Origin of the sequence: Paenibacillus marchantiophytorum (assembly GCF_014640555.1) — a bacterium.
In the GTDB taxonomy this organism is placed as follows: domain Bacteria; phylum Bacillota; class Bacilli; order Paenibacillales; family NBRC-103111; genus Paenibacillus_E; species Paenibacillus_E marchantiophytorum.
This window is the reverse complement of the sequence record NZ_BMHE01000016.1, coordinates 32036-44563: the sequence shown is the minus strand read 5'-3', so window position 1 is coordinate 44563 and position 12528 is coordinate 32036. Positions and strand designations below refer to the sequence as shown.

The 12528-nt window shown below is 49.0% G+C and carries 12 protein-coding genes; 5 read left to right on the top strand and 7 right to left on the bottom strand.

Annotated elements, in window-relative coordinates; translation table 11 throughout:
- Nucleotides 1-124: 124 nt before the first annotated feature.
- Together IEY34_RS16635 and IEY34_RS16630 are read left to right on the top strand one after the other, a co-directional pair.
- The gene (locus IEY34_RS16635; protein WP_189013145.1) at nt 125-1198 is read left to right on the top strand and encodes a M42 family metallopeptidase; all 1074 of its coding nucleotides are present in this window, start codon (nt 125-127) and stop codon (nt 1196-1198) included.
- Nucleotides 1199-1368: 170 nt separating this feature from the next.
- On the top strand, nt 1369-1806 hold the full coding sequence (locus IEY34_RS16630; RefSeq protein WP_189013144.1) for a GNAT family N-acetyltransferase: 438 nt from the start codon (nt 1369-1371) through the stop codon (nt 1804-1806).
- 510 nt (nt 1807-2316) lie between these two features.
- Here the strand turns inward: IEY34_RS16630 and IEY34_RS16625 are convergent.
- On the bottom strand, nt 2317-3459 hold the full coding sequence (locus tag IEY34_RS16625) for a sensor histidine kinase (protein ID WP_229757686.1): 1143 nt from the start codon (nt 3457-3459) through the stop codon (nt 2317-2319).
- Nucleotides 3456-4133: a response regulator transcription factor gene (locus IEY34_RS16620; RefSeq protein WP_189013143.1), complete on the bottom strand. Its 678-nt coding sequence runs from the start codon at nt 4131-4133 to the stop codon at nt 3456-3458. The genes IEY34_RS16625 and IEY34_RS16620 overlap by 4 nt, the downstream gene beginning before the upstream one ends.
- Before the next feature lie 228 nt (nt 4134-4361).
- Between IEY34_RS16620 and IEY34_RS16615 the strand changes: the two genes are divergently transcribed.
- Both IEY34_RS16615 and IEY34_RS16610 read left to right on the top strand, forming a co-directional pair.
- Complete coding sequence (locus IEY34_RS16615; RefSeq protein WP_189013142.1) at nt 4362-4847, top strand: hypothetical protein; 486 nt, start codon at nt 4362-4364, stop codon at nt 4845-4847.
- A 39-nt stretch (nt 4848-4886) separates the two neighbouring features.
- Nucleotides 4887-5360 (top strand): dihydrofolate reductase, encoded by a 474-nt coding sequence (locus tag IEY34_RS16610; RefSeq protein ID WP_229757685.1) that lies wholly within the window; start codon nt 4887-4889, stop codon nt 5358-5360.
- Between the two features lie 80 nt (nt 5361-5440).
- Here IEY34_RS16610 and IEY34_RS16605 read toward each other — a convergent pair whose 3' ends face one another.
- Nucleotides 5441-5980, bottom strand: a complete 540-nt coding sequence (locus IEY34_RS16605; RefSeq protein ID WP_189013140.1) for a PadR family transcriptional regulator — start codon at nt 5978-5980, stop codon at nt 5441-5443.
- A gap of 116 nt (nt 5981-6096) precedes the next feature.
- Between IEY34_RS16605 and IEY34_RS16600 the strand changes: the two genes are divergently transcribed.
- Entirely contained in the window at nt 6097-7578 is a 1482-nt protein-coding gene (locus IEY34_RS16600) for an MDR family MFS transporter (protein WP_308423028.1), read from the top strand.
- Between the two features lie 607 nt (nt 7579-8185).
- On the opposite strand, the gene IEY34_RS16595 is transcribed toward IEY34_RS16600, so the two are convergent.
- The 4 genes from IEY34_RS16595 to IEY34_RS16580 form a co-directional block, all read right to left on the bottom strand.
- On the bottom strand, nt 8186-8980 hold the full coding sequence (locus tag IEY34_RS16595) for an ABC transporter ATP-binding protein (protein ID WP_189013138.1): 795 nt from the start codon (nt 8978-8980) through the stop codon (nt 8186-8188).
- Entirely contained in the window at nt 8980-9894 is a 915-nt protein-coding gene (locus tag IEY34_RS16590; RefSeq protein ID WP_189013136.1) for an ABC transporter permease, read from the bottom strand. Before IEY34_RS16590 ends, IEY34_RS16595 begins: the two co-directional genes overlap by 1 nt.
- Nucleotides 9895-9965: 71 nt before the next feature.
- Nucleotides 9966-11024 carry an ABC transporter substrate-binding protein gene (locus IEY34_RS16585; protein WP_229757684.1) on the bottom strand — a complete coding sequence of 353 codons (1059 nt, stop codon included), beginning with the start codon at nt 11022-11024 and terminating at the stop codon, nt 9966-9968.
- Between the two features lie 213 nt (nt 11025-11237).
- Complete coding sequence (locus IEY34_RS16580; RefSeq protein ID WP_189013134.1) at nt 11238-12224, bottom strand: Gfo/Idh/MocA family protein; 987 nt, start codon at nt 12222-12224, stop codon at nt 11238-11240.
- Between the last annotated feature and the right edge of the window lie 304 nt (nt 12225-12528).

Here is a 12528-nt window from a genome sequence, read left to right as displayed (position 1 = left end):
AATGTCATTAGTTTAGTCAAGGGTCAGTTGTGCATTTATCGCTTTCGGCTTCCCTATGTTAAAATAATCCTCATACTTTGTTGCACAGCCAGAAGATCACACTTGATAAAGCGAGGGAATCCACATGAATACAGAAACTTTAGAACTGTTCCGAACTCTGACTGAACTTCAGGCAGCGCCTGGGTTCGAAAGAGAGATTCGCACTTTTGTACGCGGCGAATTGGAGAAATATACACAGGAGTTCGTCCAGGACGGACTCGGCAGTTTGTTCGGCATCCTGCGCGGCGATGAAGCCGGACCGAAAATCATGGTTGCCGGCCATTTCGACGAGGTTGGCTTCCTCGTCAGCGGCATCACCGAGCACGGCACGATCAAGTTCCAGCCGCTCGGCGGCTGGTTCAGCCAAGTGCTGCCCGCGCAGCGCGTGCAGATCATGACCCCGCAGGGGCCGATCATCGGTGTGATCGGCTCGGTGCCCGTCCACTTGCTGGACGAAGCGTCACGCAGCAAGCCCGCAGACATCAAGACGATGTATATCGACATCGGCGCGGAAGACAAAGCCGATGCGCTCGCCATCGGCATCAAGCTCGGGCAGCAGATTGTTCCCATCTGCCCATTCACCCCTCTGGCCAATCCGAAGCGGATTATGGCCAAGGCTTGGGACAATCGCTACGGCGTCGGCCTGGCGATTGAGCTGATGAAGGAGCTTCACGGTACGAAGCTCCCGAACATCCTGTACGCAGGCGCAACCGTACAGGAAGAGGTTGGCGTGCGCGGCGGACGCACGGCGGCGAATCTCATTCAGCCGGATTTGTTCTACGCGCTGGATGCCAGTGCCGCCGGGGATATGACCGGCGACCGCAATGCTTTTGGGCAGTTGGGGCGCGGGGCGCTGCTGCGTATTTTCGATCCCACGATGATCACCCACCGCGGGATGGTAGAGTTCATTCTGGATACGGCGGAGACGCATAAGATCCCGTATCAATACTTCATCTCCGCCGGTGGGACAGACGCTGGTCAAGTGCACGTGCAAGGCACCGGCATTCCTTCCGCCGTCATTGGCGTCTGCGCGCGATACATCCACACTTCCGCGTCTATTCTCCACGTAGATGATTATGCCGCCGCGAAGGAACTGCTCATCAAACTCGTCCAAGCGAGTGATCGCACGACCTTGAACACGATCCATGCGGGCGTGTAATCCATCTATCATCTTTTACATAAAAGATTGTGCAGAAGTCATTCTGTTCAATCTTTTTTTGTGTCACCATCGATTTTTTCGCTAACGCTATCCAACAAATGTAGAACTTATGTTCCAATATATGGTATAATTACAGAAACATAGGATACTAGAAAGAAGGCTATTTATTTATGACTTATATCATTCGTGAAGCTACATCCCAAGATACCAAAGAAATCAGCTCTTTTATTTCAGAACGCACCGGGAAAACGATATCCCCTTTGCACATTGAGAACAGGCTGCATTTTATGCGGGAAAATCCCAATGAATCCCTTTATGTATACGAGGAAAAGAATCAAATTCTGGGAACTTTGGGCTTTCGCGTTCGGCAAAGCGCAGACACTATTTTTAAATACAGCGAAATCTCTGTAATTTCAGTCAACGAAGCCAACAACCCCCCAGCCGCTGCAGATAAATTAAAAAGCTATGCCGAGCAATTAACCCAGAAGCACGACTGCACAGGGATGTGGTGGATCTCAGGTTCCGAGAAACATGACGAGTCCCGCGCTGACCGTGAGCCTCTTGGTTTTCAAGAAACAGGATACAAATTCGTTAAGCGTTTTTTATAGCCCACAGTGAATGAGGAGATCAACTGATGGTTGATATCCAAAAACAACGTATACGCGAGGATTATAAAGGAAATGTAAAGCCAGGCTCCGCAGAACCCTTATAACTAAATATTCTGAATATTTACAATATTAAAATAATAGATTAGTATAAGGACAAGCTTACTTGAAGGACAAGCCGGACAGATGGTACGGCATTCGGAGAGTAGCGAGGATACCCTAACTAAGGAAGGGGATAGTCCAATGGACCACGTTAGCGAAGCATGTCCACTTTTCCTTCAAACGACAGAAGAAAAGGTGCGGGAACGGTAACGTTCATCGGACATGTGGGAATCCAACCGGTAAATGTGATTAGCGTTTATTCGAGGAAAGGATCCGTAAGTACGTAATGTCGTAATTTCAACGTCAGTTGGTTGATTGGAGTGTGTGTAGGTACAATTGAATACTATGAATGAACCTTAGGGGCCTCCGGTTATCTCAGATAAGCGGGGGTCCCTATTTGTGTTCAAAAACTTAGTTGGGTAAGGACAAACGAACAATGAACGTCGTCGTCTTCTCCGGTTCACTTTCTACGGCAATCGAGCCTCCATGCATATCGATGATCTTTTTCACAATAGACAAGCCCAGTCCATTTCCGCCTGAAAGTCGGTTTCTCGACTTATCCGCCTTGTAGAAGCGTTCAAATATGTGGGGCAGATCCTCCTCCGATATATGGATGCCATTATTGGAAATACGAACAATCGCTTCTTCCCGGCTTGCCGTGATATGAACGCCTATCGTACCGCCAAATGGCGCGAATTTAATCGCATTATGAATCAAATTTGTCCATACCTGACTAAGCAAGTCAGCATCCGCCGATAAAGCGACTGCCTCTAATTCGATGTCCATCTCAATTTCTTTATCCACCCATTGTGGTTCACAAGCCAGAATATGATTGCGAATTTGCTTGTCTAACCGGTAGCTGGTCGGTTCAAAAGGATGATGCTGTGACTCTAGTGAGGTCAGCTTGAGCAAATTATCGCTAAGTTTCGAGAGCCTTGTACTCTCTGCTTCAATAATCTCCAGATAGTGCTTTCGCTCTGCCGGGGAAATCTGCTCATTCTGCAGCGCCCGTGAGAAACCGCTGATAGAAGTAAGCGGAGACTGGATCTCATGGGAGACATTGGATATGAATTCCTGTCTCATTTTCTCCAACTGCCCCAGCTCGACTGCCATGTTATTAATAGACTCTACCAATTCGTTGAAAGGCCCATTATCGTGCAAGTCCTCTTCCACAGAAACATTGAAATCTCCTCGTGACATGCTGCGAATGGCCGCAATCATTTTTTGGAAAAAGATCATTTGTTTATTGCGAAAAAACCGACCCATAATGGCCATGGTAACGCCCCAGAGAAACATCCCGCCTATCGAATTAATGAGCTGCACGACAACCTCTGCAGGACGCATGTTAAGATAGTCATATAACCAAGAGGTTCCGTAGAACAAAGCGAGCCAATACCCAACAATCAGAGTAAACATACTAAGAGCAAATAGGAAGCCCCTAATAAATTGCATGGCGGAATGCTTGGTCATCGGCTTCTTTCTGCGCTCTCGGCGCCCCTTGCGCCATTCTCGCTCTGCTCTCGCATCTTGCTCCTGGCGCTTCTCCCCGCTCATGATCGCAGTACCTCCATTCGATACCCTAGCCCCCTGATCGTCGCAATGCGAAAAGCATGCTGCTCCTCCGGGAAGCGTTCCCGCAGGCGGTTGATATGGACGTCAACGGTACGCTCGTTGCCTTCATAATCAAAACCCCAGATCTGCTCGATGAGCTGATCACGGGAAAAGGTTTTTCCTGGGTAGCTCGCCAGCTTATAGAGCAGTTCGAATTCTTTGAGCGGCAGGGTGACGCTCTCGGAGCCGGCTGTTGCTTCGAAGGTTTTGCGATTCATGCTGAGATCGCCGACCTGCACGGTCTGGGACGAAGCAATTTTATAGCGCTTCAGCAGCGCCTTGACCCGCATGGCCAGCTCCACGGGCTCGAAAGGCTTGACGAGGTAATCGTCTGTGCCCAGCTCGAAGCCCTTGACCTTCTGCGAGGTCTCACCTTTGGCGGTGAGCATCAGCAGCGGGAGATCATAGTGCTCCCGCAGCTCCTTGCACAGCTCCCAGCCGTCCATATTGGGCATCATGATATCCATGATCACCAGATCTACCTGGACGGTCTCGAGCAGTTTCAGCGCTTCTGCGCCGTCCGAGGCTTCGACAACATCGAAGCCCTCATTCTGCATGAATACGCGGATCAGTTCGCGGATATAAGGATCATCATCAACAATCAGAATTGGAGCCATCTGCCTCAAGCCTCGCTTTTTTTAGAATCTTCGCCGGATTGATTTTAACCTTATTTTAGCATACAATGCTTGGCTTACTTAGCTACTGCCGGTCAATGCACTTAGCATACGCGACTTTTATAAACTGAATTTAAACCATTTCGAATTTTTGTTAGGCAAGGACTTTTTTCGGGAAAAACTTTGTGATACATTTTGGAGAAAGGAAACCATTTGGGGGTATTCACGGATATGGTCAATCAAGCCTATACGGAATTCAAAAGTCTTTCTTCCAGCGAAGCAGAAGCTGCGTTCCAAAACGATGTTCAGTCGGAGGGCTACTCCGGCTTCAGAAGGCTGCTCGACGGCCTTACAGAGGCCATTAAAACGGCTTTGGATGCTGACATGGCTGAGATCGAAAGCGCGGTCAGCAAAGGCAGAAGCCTATTCCCGGAACCTGTTCAATTCAGTCCGTCGTGGGAATATGTCTGGGCCGAACTCGAAGCAACGATCGCGGCCAAACGGCATGCGCTTACAGCCATTGCGCCAGCCGATCGCACAGGAGAGTGGCAGGTGATTATGGATAATCCGAACGCCGTGCAGGAAGTCGTTTGTTACCCAGGGCTCGATTTCCTGGATGCGGCTTATTTATATGCGTACTTCCGGCCCCAGTTGGAAAAATCGGAGTATATTCGCTTGCAGAAGATTCAAACGGTTATTCAGGATGTCGGCAGTTGAAAAGGCCTTTACATACAGCAACAAAGGAGGAACGATTGCATGATCATTTCAATTATCGCAGCAGCTTCCATGAACGGCGTCATTGGCATGGACGAACTTATTCCCTGGCAGATCCCTGGGGAGCAGATTCGATTCAAAGAACTTACGCTTGGGAAATCGGTCATAATGGGGAGAAAAACATTTGAATCCATTGGCAAGCCCTTGCCGCGGAGGAAGACCGTCATCATTTCTAGAACGGTGCAAATTACAGACACGAATTGTGTAACAGTGAAGTCCCTCGAGCAAGCGCTCGAACTTTTGAAGGACGAAGACGAGATTTTCATCGCCGGTGGCGGAGAGATATATAGAGAAGCGCTGCCGTTAGCGGATAAACTGTATTTGACAGAGGTAGAGAAAGAAATCGCGGGAAATATTTATTTTCCGGCATTCGACAAAGAATCCTTCCAATTAACCTACAAACAGCCAGTCAACGGAACGATTCCATATACGTATTATACCTATGAAAGAAAATAACAGACGTGCGGATCGGCTAAGCCTTTGTGCCCTTTAGGAGGAACCACTCAATAACCCCCGTTACATTCACCACTCCTCTCCTAGTGTAGCTTCTTCTTCATCCACTCGCACCAAGTCAGATCTGCGTCGACCTTCATCATCGCTTTTCGCACAAGAACATAAGGGCCGAATTGTAGATCTGTGATCTCCAAATCCTCCAGATCCTTGCCGCTCTCTTCTTTGAATTTATCGAACAGTTGATTGAAGCGCTCTTTTTTCTTTACATAATACACTTTGCGATCTGCAAGCAATTTCAACGCATGTTCTTTATCTACGAGGCTGATGCAGTAAACTTTCAACGCTAGTTCATCGCGAAAAACAGGATCATCCGTTGGCTCCTTAATCCAATGACGAATGGCTTCCTTGCCAAGGTCCGTTATCGAATATACCTTTTTATCCGGTTTATCGGACTGCGGGACATGCACGAATGCTACATACCCCTTCTGCTCTAATAGAGCAAGGAGTGGGTAAATTTGGCTGTGCTTCGCTTGCCAGAAAGGCTGAATATGCTGCATAAGTTCGTAACCTGTACGGGAATGCTTGGTTAACAGACTAAGTAAGCCATAAGAAAGGGTATTCATAGACACTCCTTTAATATGTCATTATTGACATATTAGATCTTTGGTAGTATGATGATTTTCATTCAAATTATAGAGAATCCGGCGAAGAAGTCAATGGATGGAGTGGAGGCAACACCTTGAGTAAGGATGATTTACAGCAAGTCCGATTCTGGCCTGTTATGATTGCCATTTTTTTCGGATCGTTCGTATCAATCCTGAGTATGAGCACGATAAATATTGCCATACCGATTTTGAGCGAGCATTTCCAAACCGATTTAAGTAAGATTCAGTGGACGATTACGGGCTTCATGCTCGCGAGCGGCACCATTGCCCCGATTACCGGCTATTTCGGTGAACGGTTTAGCTACAAGCGTTTATACGCGTTAGCGCTCGTTGGTTTCACGGTCTTTTCCTTTTTATGCGCCATTTCTTGGGATGCAACTTCGCTTATTGCTTTCCGTATCGCACAAGGGGCATTCAGTGGTCTCATTATGCCTGCTACGATGACGATTGTCTACCAAGTAATCCCTCGCGACAAACAACCTATCGCGATTTCCTTATGGTCTTTATCGGCGATGATGGCTCCTGCGATCGGTCCAACGCTAAGCGGATGGCTTTTGCAAAATTGGAGCTGGCACTGGTTGTTCCTCATGAACATCCCTGTCGGTCTCGTCGCTATTTTCTTAGTTTTGAAATTGATTCCTTATTACCGTCTTTCCGTGCCCAAAAAATTCGATCTCATTGGCTTGCTAACTGTCGTTATCAGCAGCCTTTCTTTGCTGGTCGCTTTCTCCCAAGGTCATGCCTGGGGTTGGGGATCGAGTAAAGTTATCGGCTTGTTCGCTCTCGGATTCGTCGTCCTTCTCCTCTTCATTTGGAGAGAGCTAACGGTAGAATCACCACTGTTAAATATTCGTCTCTTACGCAATACACGTTACTCGTTAACGCTTATTATTTCCAGTATTGTGACCATTAGTTTATATTCCGGGACTTTTTTAACGCCTATTTTCTTGCAAAATATTCAACATGTAACCCCGCTGGATACAGGTCTGATTCTGCTTCCTGCATCACTGGCCATGGCGCTGTGCATGCCGATTGTAGGGAAACTGTATGGCATTCTCGGTCCTCGCGTCCTTATGTTCAGCGGAATTGCGTTGATCGCTGTCGGTACGTTAACGCTTAGCTGGTTAAGTGTAGACGTATCTCGCAGCTATATTCTGTTCTGGATGATCGTTCGGAACATCGGTATTGCCCTGGCGACCATGCCTGCGAGCAATGCGGGTATGGAACAAATTCCGCGGACCATGTCCGGCCATGCCACATCGATCAGCAACTGGGTTCGCAACGTCTTCGGCTCGTTCGCCATCGCCCTCTTCACATCGGTTCTGTCATCCAAAACCGCTTCACATACGACCGAGTTGGTTAGCAGCGGCATCAAAGATAAAGTGGTTATAGGCACACACGCCTTCACCATGAGTGTCAATGATGTTTACTTGCTCGCAACCTTCATTGTAATCGTCGCTTTGCCGCTTACTTTATTTATCAAAAAGCGGCCGATTGAGAAAGAAGATCCAGCAGCGATTAATGCCGCTATTAAATCTAGCGCAGCTGCTAAGTAATATTTTGAAAAGCCTCACTATACTCAGATGTATATCGGTGGCGTAGGTTCTGGAGGAGAAGGCGTCACTGATTAAAAAGCAGCAGCTGGGGCCAATGCCCGTGCTTATCATTGTAGATGGAGGCTTGCCCAGAAGGCCAACGGACCGTGAGGCAATCCGCCTTACGAACTCAACAACCTTTATTTTATCAAAATGGTTCATCAAAAAAATCTAACGAATTCCCGATACGTTATTGCATGTAAATGATCATCATTCCGCCTAAAAACTGCTCGATAACGCCAATTCAGTTCATTAGATCTTCAAAGTAGCCAATTTCTCGTCTATAAGCATCATACAGTTCATTAGAATGACAGATGGATGGTGCGGGTCGGAGTTTCAAGTGGTCGGGAGCTCAACGGGGTCGGGGGACCACGAGATCAGGGGATTGGGGGGAACGAGGGCTCGGGGGACTGGGGGCTGGGAGACTAGAGACTGGGAGACCAGAGACTGGGAGACCAGAGACTGGGAGACCAGGGGCTCGGCAGCCATACCGCCGTTTCCAGTATCCGCCAACATGGCAAAAAGGCTGCTCCCCAGGTTTTCAACCTTTGGAGACAGCCTTTTTGCTTTATCCCAACACCACGCGGTCATCCGCCAGCTTGGTGCCGCTTATGTTCTCGAACTCACCGAGCAATTGCTCTACGGTGAGGTCCTTTTTGCGTTCTTCGGTCACATCAAGGATGATGCGGCCTTTGTCCATCATGATCAGGCGGTTGCCGAGTCGGATCGCCTGCTCCATGTTGTGCGTGACCATCAGGGTGGTCAGCTTCATCTCGCGCACGATGTCCTCGGTCAATCGTGTGATCAGCTCCGCGCGCGAGGGGTCGAGCGCGGCCGTATGCTCGTCAAGCAGCAGAATCTGCGGCTTGGTGAACGTCGCCATGAGCAAGCTGAGGGCTTGGCGCTCGCCGCCGGAGAGCAGCCCCACCTTGGCGCGCAGTCGGCCTTCCAGGCCGATCCCGAGGCGCTGGAGCTGTTCCAGGAACAGCGCGCGCTTGCGCGCGGTGACGCCGAAGCTGAGCCCGCGCTTCTTGCCGCGGGCATACGCCATGGCGAGATTCTCCTCGATGGTCATTCGAGGAGCCGTCCCCGCCATGGGGTCTTGAAAGACGCGGCCGATCCACCGGCTGCGCTCGTACTCCGGCAGGTGGTGAATGACCTCGCCGCCGATCCGCACTTCGCCGGCATCCGGCGTCATGACGCCGGAGATGACATTCATCAGCGTCGACTTCCCGGCGCCGTTGCTGCCTATGACCGTGACGAAGTCTCCGGGTTTCAGGTTGAGGTTAATCCCGATCAGGGCGATTTTCTCATCCGCCGAGCCAGGGTTGAACAGCTTGGAAACATTGGAGAGCTGAAGCATCAGCGTTTACCTCCCTTATTCAATTGCACAGCGCGAGCGATGAGCTCAGCCGAGCGCCGTTTTGCCATTGCTTTTTGCTTGATGGAGCGCTGAATAGAAGGCAGTACCAGCGCGATGATAACGATGATGGCTGTGATCAGCTTCAAGTCAGACGCTTTCAGCCATTCAACACGAAGCGCCAGCGCGACCACAATCCGGTACACGATAGAACCAAGAACAGCCGCCAGCGTCGCCCGAAAGACTGAACCAGCTCCGAAAATCGCTTCCCCAATAATAACGGAAGCAAGCCCGATCACGATCATTCCGATCCCCATCGAGATATCAGCAAAGCCTGATTGCTGTGCAATCAAAGCACCGGACAGCGCGACTAATCCATTGGACAAGCTAACGCCCAGGATCGTCGTGCGGTCCGTGTTCGCTCCGAAACTGCGGATCATTCGGGCGTTATCCCCCGTTGCTCGAAGCGAAAGCCCCAGGTCCGTATGCAAGAAAGCATCCAGCAGAAGCTTGAACACAATGACAATAATGAGCACGACCGTAATCGGCTTCATGGTGGAGAACAGTGTATCCGCGCCCAAAAGCGAGATATTCGGTTTTCCCATAATGCGCATATTAATGGAGTACAGCGCAATCATCATCAGAATTCCTGACAATAAGCCATTAATCTTGCCCTTCGTATGAAGCAAGCCCGTGCAGGCGCCGGCAGCAAGTCCGCCCACAAAAGCAGCCAAGCAAGCCAAGATCGGTGAATAACCGTGCGATATCATGATCGCAGCGATTGCCCCGCCTGTGGTGAAGCTGCCGTCTACTGTTAAATCGGGGAAATCAAGAATACGAAACGTGATATAAACGCCCAATGCCATTAAGGCATAAAGCAGTCCTAACTCGACGGCACCCACCATGGAATCCATCATCTGAATAACCTCCCTAGCTTTGAAAAAAGAGGTGAACGAAAGTGACGTTCACCCCTTTTGTGTCCTACTGCTTACTGAATGATGTTTTTCTCTTTATCTTTCACAGCATTTTTCATCGCGTCCGTAACTTCTACGCCTTGCGCTTTCGCTGCTTTCAGGTTCAAAATCAGATCCAGTTTCTCAGGAACTGTTACTTTCATGTCAGCAGGTTTTTTGCCATTTTTAAGAATTTCAACAGCCATTTGACCTACTTGGTAGCCATGATCATAGTATTTGAAACCAACTGTTGCGAATGCTCCCTTTTCAACCGTATCACGGTCACTGGAGAAGAAAGGCATCTTTTTCTCGTTGGCAATTTGAATAATTCCGTCTACACCGCTAACAACTGTATTGTCCAGCGTGATCAAGAACGCATCTGCGCGACCTACAAGAGATTGCGCCGCTTGCTTCACTTCGGAAGTGTTTGTTACCGGTGCTTTGATCAGTTTAATACCGTGTTTGGTAAGGGATTCTTCCGCGTTTTTAGCCATAATCACAGCATTCGGTTCGCCTTCGTTGATAACAAGACCAACCGTTTTGATTTTTGGCATGTTCGTTGCTACGAAATCCATTAATTGAGCTACAGCCATTGGATTCGTATCGGATGCTCCGGATACATTGCCGCCCGGTTTGTCTACACTGCTAACGATTTTGGCAGCCAGCGGATCCGTAACAGCTGCAAACAGAATTGGCGCTTTCTTCACTTGCTGCACAACTGCTTGTGCGGATGGTGTTGCGATCCCAAGTACCAAATCATTGTCCGCGGAGGCAATTTTTTGGGCGATGGATAAGTTGTTCGTTTGGTCGCCTTGAGCATTGTTGAAATCAACTTTCAAGTTCGTGCCTTCTACGATCCCGGCATCTTTGAGCGCTGCCAAGAAGCCTTGACGCGTTGCATCCAAAGAAGGATGCTCAACAATTTGCGAAATGGCAATTTTATAATTCTTCGCTGCTGCAGCTGTAGCTGCCGGTGCTGTCGATGCTGGCGTGGTAGCTGCCGGAGACTTGTCCGCCGCCTTTTGCCCGCAACCTGCTGCTACAAGCATAAGTGCTGCTGATAAAACGAGTGACGCGAGTGCTTTCTTTTTCAAATGAATTACCCCTCTCTACGTTCCCATTTGTTGACTTGGTCTCATTTTCCACTCATCACTTTAACGCTTTCGCTTGGCAAAGCTTGAGGATGCAGGACTGTGAGACACCCAAGTATTGATCACAATTAACCATAGTTTAATTGCCTCTTGGGTTTCCGTCAATTGTTTTATCCGCATATGTGTGTGATTTGTAAATATCTGGTGCAAGCGCAATCATAGCGATGGCTTCGCATAATAATCCTTCAGCAGCTCATCCATAACACGATTCGTCCGGGCAGCCGTAACCCCTGTGCTTGGACTTTGGCCAATTCCTCTTAATTCCTCAACAACCTTCGTAATCAGCGGCTGCTGAATATGTGGCGGATTCGGAATCTTCTGCTCCTCAATTTGACCATCGATTCGTTCTATGCGCAGATCATCGCCGAATGTGGAAAATGTGATTTTCCCCAGACTGCCAACGATTTCATTGCTATCCTTATAGGTGAATGTATTGAAGCCCCAGATGCCTGTCCCCATTACACCGGATTCAAAGGCATAGGTCGTCGTTACGATGTCCTCCACTTGATAGCGCTTGGACTGATTTCTAGCGAAGCCTTTGACATCTCCAATAGGGCCCAACAAATAATCAAGAATATCCAGCGTATGACTCGCCAAATCAACGAACAACCCGCCACCGGACAGCTCCGGCTGGATGCGCCAAGGCAATTCTTCGCCCTGCTTATCCTTCAACTGCTGCAAATAGGTGGTCTGCACAAAACGGACATCCCCTATTACGCCGCTGTCCAGCAAGCGTTTAATTTCTACAAACCTAGGCAGCCCTCTTCGATAATAGGCGACAAACAAAGGAACTTGCGCCTCTTCGCAGGCGGCTATCATCTCCAGACATTCCTGGTGATTTCTGGCCATCGGCTTCTCCACATACACAGGTTTCCCCGCTCTCGCAGCCAACAAGGCATATTCATGATGAAAAGCTGGCGGTGTCGCGACATAAATCGCGTTCACATCAGGATCATGAATCAGCGCATCAGCATCAGCATACCATTTGGCTACCCCGTGCCGTTTGGCATAGTCTTCGGCCAGCTCGCCATTACGCCGCATCACGGCGACAAGTTCGGAACCTTCTACTTTTTGCAGCGCCGGACCGCTTTTAACTTCCGTAACATCCCCGCAGCCGATAATTCCCCAACGTACTTGATCCATCGTTTCGCTCCTCCTAGAGGTAACTATTTTAGCTAATGAATACAGTATTCGACGTTCGCTTGTTGCTTCCTTTGAGGGTGTTTCGTTACTTAACATCCTTTTTCGAGAAAAGCGGCTTTGCCGCTCTAAGAGATGAGCGTCTTCATAGCTGTTTTCAGCAATCTAGCAGATGCTAGTTCCCTTTGGGCTTTGCAATGGCAGAGAGCGTCGCGTGAAAAGGAACTATGATCCGCTAAATGGCGGGAAATGGGGTAAACGTAGCATGAAAGGGAACTGAGATCCTCTATTTAAGCGGAAACTGCTT